The organism is Methanoculleus chikugoensis, from assembly GCF_019669965.1.
Classification (GTDB): Archaea; Halobacteriota; Methanomicrobia; order Methanomicrobiales; family Methanoculleaceae; genus Methanoculleus; species Methanoculleus chikugoensis.
In genome coordinates this window covers 674858-692947 of the sequence record NZ_AP019781.1, presented here as the reverse complement: position 1 = coordinate 692947, position 18090 = coordinate 674858, and the positions used below count along the sequence as shown (strand labels likewise).

30 protein-coding genes are annotated in these 18090 nt (G+C 61.3%); 2 read left to right on the top strand and 28 right to left on the bottom strand.

All coding sequences use genetic code 11. The features are described 5' to 3' along the window. Positions 1–9 precede the first annotated feature (9 nt). A complete protein-coding gene (locus tag MchiMG62_RS03655) occupies positions 10–654 on the top strand; it encodes a V-type ATP synthase subunit D (RefSeq protein ID WP_221057926.1) in 645 nt (214 codons plus the stop codon). 492 nt (positions 655–1146) lie between these two features. On the opposite strand, the gene cmk is transcribed toward MchiMG62_RS03655, so the two are convergent. The 28 genes from cmk to MchiMG62_RS03515 form a co-directional block, all read right to left on the bottom strand. Beyond that, positions 1147–1692 (bottom strand): (d)CMP kinase, encoded by a 546-nt coding sequence (gene cmk, locus MchiMG62_RS03650; RefSeq protein WP_221057925.1) that lies wholly within the window; start codon positions 1690–1692, stop codon positions 1147–1149. Beyond that, complete coding sequence (locus MchiMG62_RS03645; RefSeq protein WP_221057924.1) at positions 1692–2312, bottom strand: DUF106 domain-containing protein; 621 nt, start codon at positions 2310–2312, stop codon at positions 1692–1694. Before MchiMG62_RS03645 ends, cmk begins: the two co-directional genes overlap by 1 nt. A gap of 6 nt (positions 2313–2318) precedes the next feature. After that, positions 2319–2894 (bottom strand): adenylate kinase, encoded by a 576-nt coding sequence (locus MchiMG62_RS03640; RefSeq protein WP_221057923.1) that lies wholly within the window; start codon positions 2892–2894, stop codon positions 2319–2321. A 230-nt stretch (positions 2895–3124) separates the two neighbouring features. After that, a complete protein-coding gene (secY, locus tag MchiMG62_RS03635) occupies positions 3125–4558 on the bottom strand; it encodes a preprotein translocase subunit SecY (RefSeq protein ID WP_221057922.1) in 1434 nt (477 codons plus the stop codon). A 21-nt stretch (positions 4559–4579) separates the two neighbouring features. Then, positions 4580–5005, bottom strand: a complete 426-nt coding sequence (locus tag MchiMG62_RS03630; protein ID WP_221057921.1) for an uL15m family ribosomal protein — start codon at positions 5003–5005, stop codon at positions 4580–4582. Between the two features lie 5 nt (positions 5006–5010). Then, positions 5011–5472, bottom strand: a complete 462-nt coding sequence (locus MchiMG62_RS03625) for a 50S ribosomal protein L30 (protein WP_221057920.1) — start codon at positions 5470–5472, stop codon at positions 5011–5013. Further along, positions 5472–6089, bottom strand: a complete 618-nt coding sequence (locus MchiMG62_RS03620) for a 30S ribosomal protein S5 (protein WP_221057919.1) — start codon at positions 6087–6089, stop codon at positions 5472–5474. Before MchiMG62_RS03620 ends, MchiMG62_RS03625 begins: the two co-directional genes overlap by 1 nt. A gap of 1 nt (position 6090) precedes the next feature. After that, positions 6091–6618: a 50S ribosomal protein L18 gene (locus tag MchiMG62_RS03615; RefSeq protein ID WP_221057918.1), complete on the bottom strand. Its 528-nt coding sequence runs from the start codon at positions 6616–6618 to the stop codon at positions 6091–6093. Continuing rightward, a complete protein-coding gene (locus tag MchiMG62_RS03610; RefSeq protein WP_221057917.1) occupies positions 6618–7070 on the bottom strand; it encodes a 50S ribosomal protein L19e in 453 nt (150 codons plus the stop codon). Before MchiMG62_RS03610 ends, MchiMG62_RS03615 begins: the two co-directional genes overlap by 1 nt. Further along, entirely contained in the window at positions 7063–7497 is a 435-nt protein-coding gene (locus MchiMG62_RS03605; RefSeq protein ID WP_221057916.1) for a 50S ribosomal protein L32e, read from the bottom strand. The genes MchiMG62_RS03610 and MchiMG62_RS03605 overlap by 8 nt, the downstream gene beginning before the upstream one ends. Before the next feature lie 5 nt (positions 7498–7502). After that, on the bottom strand, positions 7503–8027 hold the full coding sequence (locus MchiMG62_RS03600; RefSeq protein ID WP_221057915.1) for a 50S ribosomal protein L6: 525 nt from the start codon (positions 8025–8027) through the stop codon (positions 7503–7505). Between the two features lie 16 nt (positions 8028–8043). Then, a complete protein-coding gene (locus MchiMG62_RS03595; protein WP_221057914.1) occupies positions 8044–8436 on the bottom strand; it encodes a 30S ribosomal protein S8 in 393 nt (130 codons plus the stop codon). An 11-nt stretch (positions 8437–8447) separates the two neighbouring features. Beyond that, a complete protein-coding gene (locus MchiMG62_RS03590) occupies positions 8448–8627 on the bottom strand; it encodes a 30S ribosomal protein S14 (RefSeq protein ID WP_054847393.1) in 180 nt (59 codons plus the stop codon). Between the two features lie 3 nt (positions 8628–8630). Further along, positions 8631–9134, bottom strand: coding sequence for a 50S ribosomal protein L5 (locus tag MchiMG62_RS03585; protein ID WP_054847392.1), 504 nt, complete (start codon positions 9132–9134; stop codon positions 8631–8633). Then, positions 9131–9859, bottom strand: coding sequence for a 30S ribosomal protein S4e (locus tag MchiMG62_RS03580; protein WP_221057913.1), 729 nt, complete (start codon positions 9857–9859; stop codon positions 9131–9133). Before MchiMG62_RS03580 ends, MchiMG62_RS03585 begins: the two co-directional genes overlap by 4 nt. Continuing rightward, positions 9859–10224, bottom strand: a complete 366-nt coding sequence (gene rplX / locus MchiMG62_RS03575; protein WP_221057912.1) for a 50S ribosomal protein L24 — start codon at positions 10222–10224, stop codon at positions 9859–9861. The genes MchiMG62_RS03580 and rplX overlap by 1 nt, the downstream gene beginning before the upstream one ends. Positions 10225–10236: 12 nt before the next feature. After that, a complete protein-coding gene (rpl14p, locus tag MchiMG62_RS03570) occupies positions 10237–10635 on the bottom strand; it encodes a 50S ribosomal protein L14 (protein WP_054847390.1) in 399 nt (132 codons plus the stop codon). Then, positions 10632–10958, bottom strand: coding sequence for a 30S ribosomal protein S17 (locus MchiMG62_RS03565; RefSeq protein WP_054847389.1), 327 nt, complete (start codon positions 10956–10958; stop codon positions 10632–10634). The genes rpl14p and MchiMG62_RS03565 overlap by 4 nt, the downstream gene beginning before the upstream one ends. A gap of 13 nt (positions 10959–10971) precedes the next feature. Beyond that, positions 10972–11244, bottom strand: coding sequence for a ribonuclease P protein component 1 (gene rnp1, locus MchiMG62_RS03560; protein WP_221057911.1), 273 nt, complete (start codon positions 11242–11244; stop codon positions 10972–10974). Further along, positions 11241–11444, bottom strand: a complete 204-nt coding sequence (gene rpmC, locus MchiMG62_RS03555) for a 50S ribosomal protein L29 (RefSeq protein ID WP_048180205.1) — start codon at positions 11442–11444, stop codon at positions 11241–11243. The genes rnp1 and rpmC overlap by 4 nt, the downstream gene beginning before the upstream one ends. Then, entirely contained in the window at positions 11445–12149 is a 705-nt protein-coding gene (locus MchiMG62_RS03550) for a 30S ribosomal protein S3 (protein ID WP_221057910.1), read from the bottom strand. Then, positions 12149–12610 (bottom strand): 50S ribosomal protein L22, encoded by a 462-nt coding sequence (locus MchiMG62_RS03545; protein ID WP_054847403.1) that lies wholly within the window; start codon positions 12608–12610, stop codon positions 12149–12151. The genes MchiMG62_RS03550 and MchiMG62_RS03545 overlap by 1 nt, the downstream gene beginning before the upstream one ends. A gap of 5 nt (positions 12611–12615) precedes the next feature. Continuing rightward, complete coding sequence (locus MchiMG62_RS03540; RefSeq protein ID WP_221057909.1) at positions 12616–13029, bottom strand: 30S ribosomal protein S19; 414 nt, start codon at positions 13027–13029, stop codon at positions 12616–12618. 10 nt (positions 13030–13039) lie between these two features. Further along, positions 13040–13759 (bottom strand): 50S ribosomal protein L2, encoded by a 720-nt coding sequence (locus MchiMG62_RS03535; protein ID WP_221057908.1) that lies wholly within the window; start codon positions 13757–13759, stop codon positions 13040–13042. An 11-nt stretch (positions 13760–13770) separates the two neighbouring features. After that, complete coding sequence (locus MchiMG62_RS03530; protein WP_054847384.1) at positions 13771–14019, bottom strand: 50S ribosomal protein L23; 249 nt, start codon at positions 14017–14019, stop codon at positions 13771–13773. Further along, on the bottom strand, positions 14016–14765 hold the full coding sequence (gene rpl4p, locus MchiMG62_RS03525) for a 50S ribosomal protein L4 (RefSeq protein ID WP_221057907.1): 750 nt from the start codon (positions 14763–14765) through the stop codon (positions 14016–14018). Before rpl4p ends, MchiMG62_RS03530 begins: the two co-directional genes overlap by 4 nt. Before the next feature lie 6 nt (positions 14766–14771). Further along, complete coding sequence (locus MchiMG62_RS03520; protein ID WP_221057906.1) at positions 14772–15785, bottom strand: 50S ribosomal protein L3; 1014 nt, start codon at positions 15783–15785, stop codon at positions 14772–14774. 802 nt (positions 15786–16587) lie between these two features. After that, positions 16588–16992 (bottom strand): Tfx family DNA-binding protein, encoded by a 405-nt coding sequence (locus MchiMG62_RS03515; RefSeq protein ID WP_074370675.1) that lies wholly within the window; start codon positions 16990–16992, stop codon positions 16588–16590. Positions 16993–17132: 140 nt separating this feature from the next. Here MchiMG62_RS03515 and MchiMG62_RS03510 point away from each other — a divergent pair, with 140 nt between their 5' ends. After that, positions 17133–17975: a F420-dependent methylenetetrahydromethanopterin dehydrogenase gene (locus MchiMG62_RS03510; RefSeq protein WP_221057905.1), complete on the top strand. Its 843-nt coding sequence runs from the start codon at positions 17133–17135 to the stop codon at positions 17973–17975. The last annotated feature ends 115 nt before the right edge of the window (positions 17976–18090 follow it).

The following is an 18090-nucleotide window of genomic DNA, read 5'->3' as shown; positions in this document are numbered from 1 at the left end:
AGAGGCATCATGCCGGTCGACGATATCAAACCCACCCGGTCCGGCCTCCTGATCGTCAGGCGGCGGCTGGCGCTCGCAGAGAGGGTGCACCGGCTTTTGTCGATGAAACTCGACGGCATGATGCTGGAACTGGTCAGGCTCACTGAAGAGGCCGCCCGGGAGCGCCGGGCACTCGAGGAGAAGTACGCCGGGGCACGGGAGATGGCGGCGGTCGCCACCATGATGGAGGGGGCGACGGGAGTGCTCCTTGCAGCGCTCTCGGTGGAGGCCAGTCCATCCTGTACTGCCGGACACAGGAACGTCTTCGGGGTGCGGCTCCCGGATCTCGAACCGGTGATGGTGAAAAAGACGCTCGACCAGCGCGGTTACGGCATCCTCGGGACATCGTCGGTCATCGACGACGCAGCCGACGCCTACGAGGAACTCCTGATGGCGATCATTGCGACCGCCGAACTCGAAGGAGGAGTCAAACGGTTGCTCGACGAGATCGAGAAGACGCGGCGGCGGGTGAACGCGCTGGAGTTCAAGGTCATCCCGGAACTCACGGAGATCCGCCGGTTCATCGATGACCAGCGCGACGAGATGGAGCGGCAGGAGTGGACACGGCTCCGGCGCATCAAAAGGATAAAGGCAAAGAGGGGCGCCGGGCTTTGATGGACGATTTCGTCCCACCGTTTGGGCTCAGGGGGAGGTCGCCGCTTTGGGGTGTGATGAATCAGGAGTCTTTCGCTCTCTCCCTTCATAACCCCCACCCCACCCGCGCTTCGCGCTCCTCCCCCGCCCCTCGGGGCGGGGGCAGTGCGTGGCGATATCCCCTGGAAAGCCGTGTTCTCCAGGCCGAATCGGGGCGCCACCCATCTCCAGCATCTCTTCGTGCAGTGGACCATGGGGGTATCGCATTGGGGGTGGCGGCCCGCGGGGAGGGGGGAGCAGCTCCCCTCCCCTGTCTCTGTCGCGTAAGAGGCGGCCTGTTGTCATTCCCGCCCGCCCCCCATCGTGCAGGAATTGACCGGTATGCTTTCACCTAGTTATGCAGCTGGAACCTGTATTCGTCGCGGGAACGAGCGTGAGCGCAGTCGAGGCCCGGGGCACCCACAGCACTACGAGAGGCAACAACCGGATAAAAATAAGATGAAGTGTCTTTCGCTAACGAGCGCCTTCCCGCTGCCGGGCGAGACACGCGATCACGGTATCCACAATCGCGCCGAGGGCGTCCACGCCGAAGGTCCCTGACGAGAGGACGATGTCGTACGGCGAGAGGTCGTCGATATCGATACCGTAGTAGTTCCGGTAGCGGGTCGATTCCGAACGCTGCCGGTTCTCGGTATAGATCCGGGCTCCCTCCTCATCCATCCCGTCGCGCCCCGCAATGCGTTTTGCCCGGCAGGAGATCGATGCGGAGAGCCAGATCCGGAGATCGGCGTTCTCGACCATCCTGCCCGAGAGCCTGCCTTCGACGATGATGTCGTCGGAGGTTTCCCCGATCTCCTTTTGCCGGGCGTCGATCATCCGGTCGACCGAAGGATCGCTCTCCGCGAACTTCCCGAACTCGGCGAGTTCCATGCCGTGCTCCTTCGCGAGCTGGCGGAAGACCTCCCCCGCGGAGATGAGGGCGAGCCCGTGCTTCCCGGCAAGGTAGCGGGCGAGCGACGTGGTGCCGCTCCCCGGCGGGCCGCTGATGGTGATCCGCATCAGAGTCCTCCGATGTTGAGGGACTTCCGGATCACCTGGCTGACGGTCAGCGAACAGATCATGTACCACAGGATCCAGGCCGGGACGATCCAGAACGCCATCTCCGAGAGGCTGAGCGCTCCGAAGAAGGGCATCACGATGCCGCTTGCGATGGCGGCCGGTGTGCCGACTTCGGGGAGCCGCAGGAGAAGCCAGAAGAAGATCGGCACGGAGAGCACCAGGATGATCGCCATCGGGGTGAACTGCTGCCGGGAGAGATCCAGCTGGTCCTGCATCATCCGCTCCTGCTTCCCCTGGAGTTTCTTGACCCTCTTTTCGTCCCCGGAGAGCTGGGCCTCCCGGAACTCCTTCTGGAACACCTTCATCTTCGCCTGCGTCTCCTGCATCTTCTCGTAGTCGATGGTGTACTTCTGGACGAGCGAGGAGTAGAGACCCGTGATACTGGAGAGGATCAGGATCATGACGAAGAACGGCACCCCGAGGGTGTCGATGAAGGGGCCCAGCACTGCGTCCATCGCCAGGCCGACCGTCACCCGTATCCACTCGATGCCGTATGAGAGCATCACGAGCATGGTAAAGAGAAGGGCGATCGTCGGGCCGTGCTTCTTCAGGTCCACCATATCAGGTTACCTCAGCACACTCACCAGGTCGTCGATACCCTGTTCGAGCAGGAAGTTTTCGTTCCGGACGATCTTGATGGTGCAGCCGGTGTACATTGCGTATGCCGCGCTGACCGCGCGGTTGAACTCCTGATGTTCGGCGATCGCACGGTGTCCTTCCATGTCGCGGGTTCTCGAAGCGTCGCCGAGCCGGCGCATCAGGATCTGGTCGGGGTCGGTCTCCACCAGCACGACGATATCGGGCATCAACTCACGGAGCACCCATTCGGGCAGCCCCGCAAGGAACCCCGCCGGGGTCTTGACGCTGCTGTGCGTGTCGATGATGACGTTCGCATCCCCGCTCATGGCGGCGATTCCCGAAGCGGCCGCCTGCTGAAGGCGTTTCTGGACGTCTTTCTCGAGCTTGCGCATCTCGTCGCGATCCGCGGCCAGGTTCTCCTTTTTGGCCACCTCAAACATGAACGTGCCGAAGTTGACAGCCGTATACTCAACGCCTTCGGCCGCCAGCCTCTCCATCGCGCCATTGATAACGGTGGTCTTTCCGACACCCGGAACCCCCGTCACGACAACTTTCTTTCCCAACTTTATCACTCCCGTTAGGGTATCATTCGCTATTCAGATAAATCCGTGCCTGAAAGAGTAATGCCTTTCGGAATCACACGGGGCCAGGACAGTCACCCGGGGTAAAAGCGGATTGTACAGTTCTGGGAGAAAGAGAATTGGAGGGAGTCATTCCCGGTCGAAACGAGCGCTTCGCGCCGCTTCTCCAAGAGTAACTTCTCCGGCCTGACCTCCGGGTCAGGCCTCCAAACTTACTCTTTCCCAAAGAACGACCGCATGAACGGGTACATCTCCATGATCTGCTGGCTTGCGACCTCCTCGTAGAGGCGGTAGGTGATACTCACCGCAAGCAGCAGACCCGTTCCCCCGACCGCGCCCACCACACCGAAGAGGTTCGCGACGACCGAGAGAAGGCCGATAAAGACACCGCCGATGACGGTGATCCGCGGGATGTAGCGGTCGAGATACTTCTCGAGCACCTGGGCGTTCCGCCGGTAGCCGGGGATCTGCATCCCGCTTCTCTGGATCTGCCGGGCCACGTCCTTCGAGTCGAGACCCGCGGTCTTGACCCAGAAGAGCGCGAAGATTGCGCCCCCGACCACCATGACGGTGATATCGACGCCCATACGCACCATGATCTCCCACGGAGCGTGCCCGAGATCGGAGAGCCACCACATCCAGTCCTGCGGGGTGTTGATCGGCGCGATGTACCACATCAGACCGTTTACCGGCACCTGCCCCTGGAACTCACCGAAGATCGTTATCCCGGCGTTCGAGAGGAACATCCCGATCATCTGGACGTTCGCCTGCAGCACCCGGACGAGGATCATCGGCAGAACGCTCGCATAGATGAGCTTCACCGGGAACCGCGCACGGGCGCCGCGGACGGCGGTATGCGCGAGCGGGATCTCGATACGGGTCGACTCCACGTAGACGATGACCATGAAGATGGCGATCGTCGTGATTAGGGCCAGGAGATCCGTGCCGAAGTACTCGAGGAAGTTCGCTCCCGAGGTACCTATGGCGAAGAGCCGCGGGAAGAACCCGATCGGGAAGGGATCGGTGCCCGTCTGCCAGTTCAGGAACCCGTTCACGAGACCCTGCGAGACCCCCGCAACGATGAAGAGCCCCACGCCCGAACCGACACCCCACTTGGTGACGACCTCGTCCATCAGCACCACCAGAAGCCCGCCGAGGCAAACCTGGAGGAAGATCAGGAGCGAGACCGTGAACATATTGCCGCCGAAGAACTGCGCGGCCACCGTCGCATCGGGCATCATCATCCCGCTCGCGACCATGGGGAACGCTTCGACGATGATCATCACGAAGATGAGCAGTTTCTGCAGGCCCATATACATGACCTGCCCGCGTGCTTCACTGGTATCGATCTGCAGGAGTCCGGCACCCTTGAGTAGCTGCAGCACGATCGACGCGGTGACGATCGGCCCGATACCGAGATGCAGAAGCGAACCGCTCGCACCGGCAAGCAGGGCACGATACAATCCGAAAATATCCTGCGACTCAGGAGAGAGCCCGAAGATATTGATGTTGGTCAATGCAAAGTAGAGGAGCAGAATCGCAAGCGTCCACATGAGTTTATTCTTGAAGTGGACGTGCCCATCCGGCCCTCTGACTGCAGGCATCGCTGCAAGGATGGGTTCAAATCTATCCAGCAGATCTCCCATAGTTTCACCTGAAAAAGAAGATCAAGCGGTCGTTGTCTGACCGCCCATCTCCTCGATTTTAGCCCGGGCGCGTTCGGAGAACTCCCGGGCGGAGATACTCATTTTGTGGGTGACTCTTCCACCGCCGAGCACCTTATCGATGCCGAGTTCGGCGACGTCGAGGGCGATGAGATCGCCCTCCCGGGTGGCAAGTCCTTCACGAAGCAGCGCTTCGGCCATCTGGTCGATCTCACCGATATCAAGGGCAGATACCGGCACGGAAGTCTTGTTGATGAAACCGTGCTTGCCGTTGGCTATCTCGCCCTTCAGGTAGAAGTGGGAGAAGCGGTGATCGCGCTGCCCGGCTCTACCCCGTCCACCCCTGTTGCCGGCGCCACGCCGGTTTTTGTGCGTACCGCCGCCGCAGGTCCGTGAACCCCTGTATTTGGATCTCTTGTTTACGGGCATCAGTCTCACCTCATCTTGTAGAGGAGATCGTTGATCTGGGGACCATAGTAGCCGAGAGCTCCACCCTGCTGAAAGGTTCGCTTGATGGTTTTATAGCCCTTTCGCGGAGGATGTAGTCTCAGCACCGGTTTGATCTCCACCAGATCACGGAAGCTCGTCTCGCCGTTGCAGAGTGCTGCCGCGAACTCATCGATATCGGCATACGGGGTATGCGCGCGGACGTATTCGTCGGTCAGCTTCTCGTCCCCGGTCAGTCTGCCCCGGGTACGCAGGAGGGTGGCCAGAATATCTTTGTCCACCTCACCGTACGCCACGAAGTCCTTGACTTTTCGGATCATGCCGAGATACGCAGGCGTATCGGGCACGAGGACGCAGTGGTTCACGTGGTGCAGGCGGAGCATCTTCAAGGTGTCCTTGATCTCGCGGTTGGTGTTGACGACGCCGCGCACCTGTACTACCGCGTACATCACTCCGTCCCTCCAATCCGAACCATGTTCGTCTGCTTGAGCGCCTCAAACGTCGCCTTGGCATAGTTGATGGTCGTCCGGGTCTGCCCCCGGTTGAACGCCCAGACATCCTTGATGCCTGCAAGCGTCAGGACTTTCTTCGGGATATCCCCGGTCACGAGGCCGATACCCTGCGGGGCGGGTTTCAGCGTCACCTTGACGCTGCCCGACTTCCCGGTCACCTCGATCGGGATCGAATGAGCGGCATCACAGCCGCACTCCCAGCTCCCGCAGCCACGGGAGACCTTGATCAGGTTCAGTTTTGCGTTTGCGATTGCCTTCTGGATCGCGTTGCCGACCTGGACGTCCTTCCCCTGGCCGAACCCGACGTAACCGTTCCTGTTGCCGACCACCACGGCGGTGCGGAACTTCACACGGCGACCCGAGTCCGTCATCCGCTGGACCATGTTGATGTCCAGCACCTCGTCCTCCAGGTCGGGCAGGAGGAGATCGACGATCTGGGGCTCCTTGATCGGCCTGCCGCTCGCGAGCACCTCATCGATGCTGGTGATCTCGCCTGCAGCGACCATGCGCCCGAGACCGGTGAGCGGAATCCATTCTTCCTGTACGTATGCCATGTCACACCAGCTCCTTCTTGATGGCCAGAGCCACAGCCTCTACATTCGCTACCAGGTCGCCCGCCTGCTCGGGAGCAAACTCCACGATGTGGGCACCTTTGAGCCGTTCTTCATCGGGGAGGATCGATTCGCCGTAGGGGACGTCGAGACCCGCATCCACCGCTCCCTTGAGAGCGGCAAAGACCCGAGCTCCGGGTTTTGCCCGGGCAAGCCCGATATCCAGGATGGCCTCGTCATACCCTTCCTTCAGCGCCTTGACCGCAAACAGCATACCGGTCAGGTAGGCGGCCGGGGTGCTCGCAGTCGATCCCTCGTAGCCGTAGCCGGCGAGTTCGGTCGAGTACGCAGCCACCAGGGTGCGATCTCCTTCAATCTCAGGAACGACCAGCTGTACGATGATCTGCCGGTTCGTCTTCCGGACGACCATCCTCGGCGTTCCCGACGACAGGAGCGACATCCGCTTGTAGTAGTCGGTCTTGCCCTCGTGCCTTCTCCGGAAGGGCACGAAGTATCTTGGGCCGGTTGCCATTATTTCATCCTCCCTGCCGTAATCTCAATCTGAGCCGCGAGATGCGACACACTCCGGAACTGGCCTCCGGAAGCCCGCCGGTACATCAGGCGGTAGAGACCGCGGTCGATTGTACCTTCCTCACGCATCTCGCGCAGAGTGCGGCGCTGTGCCCGGATCTTGCGGATCCACACCCGCTTGCTGGCATTCCGTGCGCCGGCGGCACCCTTCCTGCGGCCCGGGCCTTTCCGGTGGCTGTAGGAACGCTTTGCCATCCGGACACGGGCTCTGCCGCGGCTGTTCCCTTTCACGGGGTGCGCCCTGATTGCGCCTTCCCCGATAAGCTCGCGCAGGTCGTTTCTGGAGATCGCTCCCTCGATATCGGCCTGCCGCTCGGGATCGAACCAGACACGGTTGATCCCGCACTTGAGAATGGCGGCCGCCATTCGCTTCTGGTTGGCGAGATCACTCATCCTCGTTCACCTCTTCTTCTTCGGCTGCGGCAGGTACCTCAGCCGCGGGAGTGAGGTCTTTTGCGTTCAGGACTTTGAGCCCGAGTTCCAGCGCCCGCTCCTGAATCGCTCCGCGCTTCCTGTTGCCCACGGATCCGGCGATCCGGACGGCCTGGATCTCGGGATTCAGATCGACAAGATCCGCCGGTGTAAAGACCCGCACCTCCGCATAACCGCTCGGGTGCATGCCGCGAACTGCGGCGGGGCCCCCGTATCCCGGCCGGGGGAGGGCACCCTTCGCCCTGAACTGCCGCCTCTGCTTGTTGTGCAGACCGCGCGGACGCCGCCAGACATCTGCCAGTTTCACTTTGCGGTGAAGGCCCCGCCGCTTGAAGGCGGGCTTGTTGTGCCGGGTGCGGACGCGGATCAGTCTTCTTGTTTCGTCCATTGTTTTCACGCCCTCTCAGTGATGTAGATGCCGTCCTGGAACACCCGGGGATCGCGCTTCGTGATCCTGGTCGCGTGCTCGATGTTTGCGGCCGTGTTGCCCACCTTCTCCTTGTCGATACCGGTGAGCGTTACCTCGTCGTTTCCAAGCTTGACGGTGACACCCTCGATGATCTTTGCGACCCGGGGCTGTTTCTCGCCGAGGAAGTTGGTGATCTCGAGGCGGTTGCCCTGCTGCTTGAGCTGGATCGGGAAGTGGCTGTAGACCACCTTCATCCGGTACTCGTAGCCGTCGACAACACCCTGGATCATGTTCTTCGCATGCGCCTCGATCGTGCCGGTCATGGCAAGGATCCGCTTCTTGTCGGATGCCGTGGAGACGACGACTTCGCCGCCCTCGACCGCGATCCCGATCTGCGGGAAGCGCATGTCGCGGACCAGAGTGCCCTTCGGTCCGGAGACCGTGAGCACACCGCCGTCGAGCGTGACGTCAACGCCGGGAGGGATCTCGACCTGTCGTGTTATTGCCATACTCATCTCCCTCCTTTTAGTAGACGTAGCCCAGCAGCTGCCCGCCGATCCCCTCGCCCCGTGCCTCTGCATGGGAGATGACTCCCTTCGAGGTGGAGACGATCAGGATGCCGAAGTTCTTCGCGGGGAGGTACTGCGACTCCCAGTATTCCATATCAGCCATCGTCACCGGGAACCGGGGGCTGATGGCGCCACACTTATTGATCGTTCCGGAGAGCTGGACCCGGAACTGGCCGCCGCGGCCGTCGTCGATGAACTCGAAGCCGCTAATAAAGCCGTTTTCCTGCATGACGCGGAGCATTGCGCCGAGAAGCTTGCTGGCGGGTTCTACAATAACCTCGCTCTTTCCAGCGTCTCCGGCATTCTTGATCGTGCTCATCGCATCTGCGATTGGATTCAGTCGTGCCATATTCTCTACCCCTAGTTCATCTTCTTGAAGCCCATCTTGCTCGCCCACTCGCGGAAGCACTGGCGGCAGAAGTAGATGCCGTACTTCCGTACAAGGCCCTGCTTCCGGCCGCAGATGCGGCACTCGTTCGCGCCACGGCCGAACTTCCGTACGTTCTCGCCCGATGCAGGCGCTCCTGACTCTTCCGCCATTCCTTACACCTCCACCTGGTAGCGCTCGCGCATGAACGCGATGGCTTCCTCTTTGTTCACCTTCTGGTCGGCCGGAAGTTTCCTGCGCTCGACGCTTCTCCGTGCGACCCGCACGCCCTTGTACTCGAGCACCACGTTGATGTCCATGCCGTAGATCCCGATTGTCGGATCGTAGGACATGCCCGGGAAGTCGGTGTGTTCTTCGATACCGAAGGAGACGTTCCCGGTCCGGTCGAACTGCGAGGAGGCAAGCCGCCGCTCGATGATGTCGAGGGCGGTCGTGATGAACTTCTCGGCGTTCTCCCGGCGCAGGGTGACCTTGCACCCGATGGGTGCGCCCTTCCGGATACCGAACGCCGGCTGGGTCCGCTTCGCGATGGTGCGGACGGGTTTCTGGCCGGTGATCTGTTTCACGAGATCCTCCGCCTTGACCAGCCGCTCGCCGCTCTCCCCGACGCCCATGTGCACGACGACCTTGTCGATGTAGATATCCTTCATCGCGGTCATGCCAGGGCCTCCAGTTCGGGTGCTATCGCGGAGCGGCCGACCATGAAGACGTACTCCTCGATGGTCTCGAACCGCTCGCCGGCCGAGTCGTCCGAGAGAATGACGCGGTTCGGGACGGAGCTTGCCGTCTCGACGATCTCGACGATCCTCGCGACCTTGCCGGAGTGTTTCCCGCCGACGATCGTGGCCATGTTGCCTTCCGCGAAGGGGAAGTGGTCGACGATCCTGAACCGGTCTTCGCCGTCCGTCCCGAGGGTCACGACGACGGAATCCTTTGCCCGGTAGGTGTTGTCGGCGAGGATGTTCGCACCGAACGCAAGGTTCAACTGGACCTTGCCGCCCTTGACCGTGGTCTTGTTCCGGATCTTGCAGAGCCGGGTCTTTGCGGACTCCGCCGAGATCTCAACGGCGCTCAGGTTGCCCCGCATATCGAACTGGATGCGGTAGTGCTTCCCGAGCTTCGGGATCGAGACGATGTCGAAGACACCGAGGCCCATCTGCGGGTCTTTGCAGGCCCGTCCGTTGACGATGATGTCCCGCTGGTGCAGGATCTTTCTGACCTCGCTCGCATTCTGTGCGAGACCGATGTGCTCGCGGAGCCAGACACCGATCGGCAGAGCGTCGGCGTTGTGGGGGCCGGGAGCGGTCTTCATGACGAATTTCTGTACTTTCTTCGGGATATGCCAGGATTCCGGCGCTACCAGCCGCTTGAGATATTTGGACATTATGCTCCGCCTCCAAGCCTCTCCTCACGTAGTTTGTCCTTCAGGTTGAGCTTCGTGATCTGCACGTTCGAGGGATCGACCGGCCGGGGAACCTCGGTTCCGTCCGCCTTCGTCACCATCACGCCGTGCACGACCAGCCGGCACGTCTTCATGTCCACCGCATCGACGACGCCTTCGTCGCCGGCAAAGTCTCCACGGAGCACTTTCACGGTGTCGCCCTTGACCACACGGGTTCTCCGGTTGTTGTACTTCCCGCGGAGCTCAGGGGAGAGCGATGCGGAGAGGAAACGGCCCCGGGTGTGGTTCGGTGCGTTGTAACGCGCCTTGCGCTGTTTTCTCGGCTGTTTGCTAACTATGCGTACCATTCTTACCACACCTTACACGATTGTCGTCGCCATGGAGGCGATCTTCGGGAAACGCTCCGCGATCTCACGGGGGACAGCCCCCTTGATCTCGGTTCCCTTCGGCTCGCCGCGATCGTTGATGAGCACCATGGCGTTGTCCTCGAACGAGAGACGGACACCGTTCGGGCGGCGGATCTCCTTCTTCTGCCGGATGACCACTGCCTTCTCGAGTTTCCGCCGCATGTCGGGGGTGCCTTTCTTGACGCTCACGGTCGCGACGTCGCCGATGCCCAGGCAGGGCTGCCGACGGCGGACGCCGTGGTAACGGTCGACCGAGACGACCTCCACGAGCCGTGCGCCGGTGTTGTCGGAGCAGACCATCCTGGAGCCGGTGGCGAGGGCGCGCGGAATCTTTGCCTGCATCGCCTTCATTCCTTCATCACCTCGACCACAACGAAGTTCTTGGTCTTCGAGAGCGGACGGCACTCCGCGATCCGGACCACATCGCCCACGCCGGCGTTGATGCAGGGCGTGCTGTGGGCATGGTACCGGGATCTGCGTTTCTCGTACCGCTTGTATTTCTTGACGTAGTGGAGGAACTCACGCTCCACCACGACGGTACCGTTCATACGGTCGCTCACGACTTTGCCGGTAATCACCTGGCCGCGTACCGGCAAAGTGCCGTGAAACGGACAATTTGCGTCCTCACATTCCTTTTCCGGAATGGGAACGTCCAACCCAATGTTTCGTGCCATTATTCATCCTCGTTTATCTGATGCGCATGCCGATCCGCCGTTCCGGCTGTGCTTCGAGGCTCGACCCGTCGACGTCGACGGTCGTGCCGTCGGGAAGCCGGAAGCGGAACACGCTGAACCGTTTTGGTATCTGCTTTTCTCCCCGCCCGGTCAGGATGACCAGGGTATTTCGGGTCTCATCAGTGACGCGACCCGATACCCCGGCATGACCCGGGTTGCTCGCACGGACCACCAGAACGTCCAGCCCGATCAACTCGTGGCGAAGGACGTTCTGGGGAGAGATCATGCGTTCCTCCGCGCGTTCTGCTCGGTTCGGATGCGCGCAATCGTCCTCCTGACCTCGCGGATCCTTCCGGGGTTCTCGGTGGCACCGCCGGCGCTGACTTTCCCCCGCTCCTGGATCAGTTCGAGGGAGAGTTTCTGCTCCTGCTCGAGGAGCTCGGTGTCGGAGAGTTGTTTCACTTCACGCGCCCGAAAGATTGCCATTTATCTCTCCTCCTCGAACTCCTCTCCGGAGATCTCCTCGAACTCTTCCTCGAAGACCTCTTCACCGACCTCTTCGGGCTCGATGGGTTCCGCCGGAGCCTGCTTCGGCTCGGGTTCGAGGACGTCGAAGGTGTCGGGCAGCCGTGCATCCGGCGGGACGATCTTGACCTGAACCCCGATGGTTCCGAGTTTCTTGATCGCAACCGCGTAGCCCTTCTCGACGATCGTCTCGCTGGGTTCACCGCAGTGCTTGATGTAGCCCTCGGTGAACTTCTGGGTCCGCGACCGCGCACCGGTCAGTTTCCCGGCGACGATGACCTCGCAACCGAGCGCACCGGACTCCATGATCCGGCGGATCGTGCTCTGTCCGGCCTTCCGGAAGTACCAGCCGCGCTCGAGAGCGTTCGCAAGCCTCTCCGCCATGATCTGGGCGTTGAAGTTGGGGTTCTGGACCTGCTGGACCTCCACCTGCGGAGACTCGATATCGTACGCTGTGGCGAGATCCTGCGTCAGCTGGCGAACCTGCTTGCCGCCCTTGCCGATCACGATACCGGGCTTCTCCGCAAAGATCGTCACCTGGGTGCCGAGCGGCGTCCGGGTGATATCCATGCCGCCGTATCCTGCCCGCTTGAGTTCCTTCGTGAGGAACTGCTCGACGCGGACGTTGCGCACGCCGTCAGTGATAAACTTCTTCTCGATTGCCATTACGCCACCTCGGTCACGACGATCTCGATGTTCACGGTCTCCCTGCGCTTCGGAGTAGCGCGACCCATCGCACGCGGGAAGAATGCCCGGAGGCCACGGCCGGTGTTGGCGGCGACGTGGTCGATCCGGAGTTTCTCGGTGTCGAGGCCGATGTACTCGGCGTTCTTCTCGACGGACTCAAGCAGCCTGATGTAGGCTTCTGCAGCCTTGACCGGATACCGGCCGGCGGGCCACTTCGAGAGCCCCCGCTTGTGGGCGACGTTCCGGTTGAACCGCTTGAAGGGGATGGCCTTCTTCAGCGCCACCACGTCGGCAAGGTATGCCTTTGCGTCAGAGGTGGTCATGTTCCGGATGAACCTGGCAATCTCGATCGAGTGCTTGGGAGAGACGGGAAGTTCGTTCGCTTTTGCGCGAGCGACGTTCTCGCCCTCAATTGTTGCTGAATAACCTGTTCTTGCCATGTCCATCACTTCAGCGGTACGTACTTACTCGACCGGGTCGCACCGATACCGGCGCTGCCGTGAGAGACCTTCCTGCGGGTCAGTGCAAACTCACCGAGGTAGTGGAAGACCGCCTCGGGCTGGATCTCCACCTTCTGGAACTCCTTCCCGTTGTGGATCTCGATGGTTCTCCCCACCATCTCGGGCATGATGATCATGTCACGCAGGTGAGTGCGAATCTGCTCATCCCCCGACCGGAGATCGGCGAGGAGTTTCTCGTGCTCCCGGGAGAGACCCCGGTCGAACTTCCTGCGTGCCCTGGCCGGCATGAGCGGCAGCAGCTCGGAGAGAGCCATCTGCTGCAGGTCCGCAACGGAGTAACCCCGATAGGTGAACTCCTCGCGGCGCCGCGGCATTCTCTTCTGTGTCTTCTTTGCCATGCTTCACCCCTCACTTCTTCCACTTGCCGGTTCTCCGGGCGGCAACATGCCCGACCTTCCTCCCGGGGGACGTGCCACGGGCGACGGTCTTCGGCCGCCCGCAGTGCTGGTGCCCACCGCCACCGAACGGGTGGTCGATGACGTTCATGCAGACACCCTTGACGCGAGGCCACTTCTCGGAAGAGGACCTGACGTGGAAGTGCTTCTTTCCTGCCTTGGCGAACGGTTTTTCGCCCCGTCCGCCGCCGGCAACGATACCGACGGTTGCCATGCAGGCACCGTTGAACCACTTGTTCTTGCCGCTCGGCATCCGAACACCGACCCTGCCGTCATCGGCCTTGCCGATGACGAGAGCCTGGACACCGCTCGAACGGACGAACTTGCCGCCGTCGTTGGGCCTGGATTCGATGTTGCAGACGTATGCGCCGACCGGGATCTCCCGGAGCGGCAGGGTGTTGCCGTTCTTCACCGCGCCCCCCGTGCCCCAGGAGACCGCATCCCCGACACCGAGACCCTCGGTGGCGAGGACGTAGATCTTCTCGCCGCTCTCGAGTCTGGCGAGAGCGATCGGTGCGTGGCGGGCCGGGTCGTGCTCGATGTCGATGACGCTCCCGGAGACCAGGACGTCGTTCTTTCCTGCGTGCCGCAGTGCCGCCTTATACCGGTGCGACGGTGCACGGTAGGTTGGGCCGCCTTTTCCACGGCTCTGTGCTATGATTCTATGTGCCATCGTCACTCACCTTACATGATTCCCAGCCGGCTGAGGATCTCTTCAGCCGCCTTCGCGTCCGCAAACGTTACAATGGCCTTCTTTTCGCCTTTCATGGTCATCATCGTGCGGACGTTGGCCACTTCCTGTTCGAAGGCCGATTCCAGCTCGCGCTTGATCTCCTGCTTGGTGGCATTCCTCTGCACGATAAACTGGAGTTTGCTCTCGCCTTCGAGCATCATCGTTGCTTTTTCCGTAACGAACGGGTATTTCAGCTTCATGAGAACTCCTCCAGTCTCCTGATCGCAGATTCCGTCCAGACCGTCAGGCGCCCTGCCTGCGTGCCGGGTGCTAAGAGTTCGGCGTTGAGCTGGTCGACCGCCACGGCATCGACGCCCGCGAGGTTCCGGGCTGCCCGGAGCGGTTCGCCGCCGGTGACGATCAGAACGCTCGTGCGCTGCTTGTAGCGGCGGCCACGCATGGTGCCCCGCCCCGCACGGACCTTCCGGCTGCCCTTCGCCCGCTCGACGTCGGCATAGACACCGAGCGCAGTGAGCGCCGCGATGACGTCGCCGGTGCGGGTGATCTCCTCAAACCGGTCCTCGAAGACCAGCGGGAGATCGCCCTCGAAGAGGTGCCCGCGTCCCCGAACCAGGTCGGTGTAGGTGCTGGCGGCGATGGCGGACCTGAAAGCTTTGCGTTTCTCTTTTCTGTTGATCTCTTTGACGAGGATCTTCTCGACCTTCGGGGGATGCGCTGCGCGCCCGCCGGTTGCCTGCGGAACCCGGGCAACCCTGCTGCCGTTCTTCAGGCGGGGGACCTGGGCGACACCTCGGCCGCTGCCCCAGGACTCTGCGGAGGTGCGCATGCCCGCATAGGGGTTTGTCCCGTGCGGCTGGAACCGGGTGCTCTGGAGCGCGAGGACTGCCCGCTTAATCAGGTCGGGCCTGTATTCTTCGTCGAAGATCTCCGGGAGATCGATCTCGTGGGCGATATCGCCCGTCAGTGTTCGAACCTGTGCCTTCATCGCTGCTCACCCCTGCTGACTCTGCACGCTGACGAAGTTGATCGTCGGCGTGCGAACGGTGTGTTCACCCTGCCGTATCGCGGAGCGTATCCGGACCAGCCGCTTGTTCGGCCCCGGGACGGAGCCCTTGATCAGCACGTAGGGGCCGCGCACAAGGCCGTAGTGCAGGAACCCGCCTGCCGGCGTTATGTCGGCGCCGTCGGTGCCAATCTTCAAGATCCGCTTGTTGAACTCGGTGCGCTGCTGGTAGCCCATCTGGCCCATCTGGGGCACCTGCCACCTGACGTGGTGCGGATGCCACGGACCGAGGTTGCCGATGTGGCGCTTCTTGCCGCCGCGGGAGTGTTTCCGCTTCCGGACCTGGACGCCCCACCGCTTGACGGGGCCTTCCGTGCCCTTACCGGTGGTGACGGCGGTGACGTCGACGTACTCGCCGACCTCGAGGTTCCCGGAGATCACGATCTCTTTGCCCAGAATCTCGCCGGCATAGGCGATCTGGTCTTCGAGGCTTCCGCCGGCGATCCGCATCTCCATCAGGTCGGGGACCTTCTTCGGGACGCCGGTGAGTTCCATGGGCCGGGTGTAGGCGAGAGCGTAGAGTTCCGTGACCTTGCCTTCGCCGACGGCGGCCTTGATGGCGTCGAGGGCGGCAGCGGTGTCGTGGTTCTTCGGGACGTTGATCCGGCGGGACAACTCCTCGTCGAGATCGGTCGTCCACGCTTCGGTCAGCGCGTGCTTTCCGTAGGTGTCTTCACCGTATGCGCGCACGCCGGCCACCCGCATGGGCGGGACCTCAACCACGGTCACCGGCACCATCACGTCCTTGCCTTCGGTGGGGCTGCTCTTGTGGTCATCGACCATGATGACGTGGGTCATTCCCACCTTGTAGCCTGCAAACCCCTGCACAGCCGGGGTTCCCGTATACTCCGGCCATGAACCGTAGCGGGGAACCGGGCTTTTTGCCCGTTTTCTCGGGCTGTACGCGAGGGATCCTCTGCGTGGTCTGTGTAAATTCGGCATTTGTCAATCAACCCTTCATGCGTTGTAGCGTGCGGCATCGACTGCAGGATCACCGCAGTGCGATGCGTGCGCCGGGCCCCGTACCGGACGCGCCGGCACGGTAAACCCTCTGGCGAACCCGGATGGGGCGGGATATCGAACGCCACGCCATGTTGCCGTAGCGTTAGGGAAACAGTTGATGGAGGCAGCGGAACGTGAAGGCACAGAGACATTCGTCTCCGTGCGCCTCGACCGATCTCACTGCCGTCCCGGTGTGCACCGGGTACATTCCAGTCGTCGCCAATAGATCCTGACTCTTCGACGCTCCCGGGAACTCTCTTCCCGGAACCGGGCGCGCTGCACTGGCGTTGGCCCAGCGTCTCGATCAGATCCAGCCTGTCATCCCGTTGTGACGAGCACAACTCCATATCGACATCGGCCCTCCGTAAGGAGGGTTCGACCTTGTCTCTTACCTCCTGCACCCCCGCCGCGAGTCCTCAATCCACATACATGCGATATGAGAACCGATCTCGGGAATCAGTGGCACTTATGGTGCCGGATATCCCCCGGATCCGGGCGGAACCGTGCAGAGCGGTTTCTTAAACATTACTTAAAATGAGATATAAACCTTGTTATCGGCTCATTCGGGATTTTGCACAAACCGTTCCAGCGCCGCAGGCGCGGCACCGGTTCGCCCGATTGAGCGGGCGGGGAGATGAATGAAGGGCTGCACTGACTGCGTTCATGGCAGGTGGGCGCGAGGCATGCTCCCGCGGGGCTCCCGCTCCCGCACGGAGCCCGTGTGCGCGCCCACGAAACCATATCACCCGAAGTAGAGATCGCCGTCTTTGTTGATATAGATCTCAACATCCTCGCGGACCTGTCTCCCGCTGAACCGCTCGGGGTTTGCATCCCGAAGCCTGTTTATGAGCGATATCGTGTCGTATTTGACCTTCAATCCCTGCTTCTCAGCTTCGGCATAGATGAGTTCGGGGGCCTTGAGCAGGTCGAGGCCGCTTTTCAGCGTACAGAGGTGTATGGCGTCAAGGGTGTAGAGAAATTCGAGCGTCTCACGTGCGCGCGAGATGTTCTCGATAGCAGCTTTTTCGATGGTGCAGACGTTGGCTTTCGAGGTATGGATGATCTCCGCAATCTGCTGCTGCGTCAACCCCTTCTTCCGGTAGCGCAACACTTCCTTCTGGCGATCGGTGAGCAGACCTTGCTTCATCAATTATATATGGGCAGTGCAAACTTAAACACTTTCCCTTAACCCATCCTGCCATTGAACGAAATTTTCGGGGCATTTCAAAACGTTTATATGAGAACTTGGCGATACTATCGTGTTCTCAAATTTTGAGAGGTGTTAAAGTGGTTGTAAAAGTTGGAATTGCAAAACTGGGAAATATTGCCAGCGGCGTAATGGGCGAACTTCTTCTCGATGAGCGCGCAGACCGTGAAGACATGATCACCTTCATGGCGACCTCCGGCACGAAGCTGCAGCCCGAGGATATCGAGCGTGTGGTCAGCAATATGAAGGCATGGGGCCCGGACTTCTGTATCGTCGTTTCCCCGAACGGCGTCCTTCCCGGACCCACCCAGGCCCGTGAAGACCTTGCAGCGGCCGGAATCCCCTGCATCGTCATCACCGACGACGTCACCACCAAGAAGGAGCAGTTCGAAGCGCTTAAGGCGAGCAACTTCGGCTACATCATCATGAAGGCCGACGCCATGATCGGCGCCCGTCGTGAGTTCCTCGACCCCATCGAGATGGCGGACTACAACGGGAACCTCGTCAAGGTCCTCGCCATCACCGGCGCGTTCCGCAAGATGCAGGTGGAACTCGACAAGGTCATCGACCAGGTGAAGGCAGGCAAGAAGGGCGCGGACCTCGTGCTGCCGAAGGTCGTCATGACCTCCGACAAGGCGGTCGACGGCGAGTTCAGCAACCCCTACGCGCTCGCGAAGGCCCGTGCGGCCTACGAGATCGCACAGTCGGTCGCGGGCGTCAACGTCAAGGGCTGCTTCATGACGAAGGAGTGGGAGAAGTACATCCCGATCGTTTCGAGCGCTCACGAGATGATGCGCCAGGCCATGATCCTCTGCGAGGAAGCACGCGACCTCGAGAAGGCTATGGACGGAGTCATCAGGAAGCCGCACAAGAAGACCGGCGAGATCGTCTCGAAGACTGCACTCATCAGCAAGCCCGAGTAAACCCAACACCACTTCTTTTTTTGAGTTTGTAAAGCGTCTCACCCGGTAGAGAGGGTGCCGTCTGTCCCCTGACTGCGAAGCGGCATCCATGTTCCTAAGAGCCATCTCTATGCTG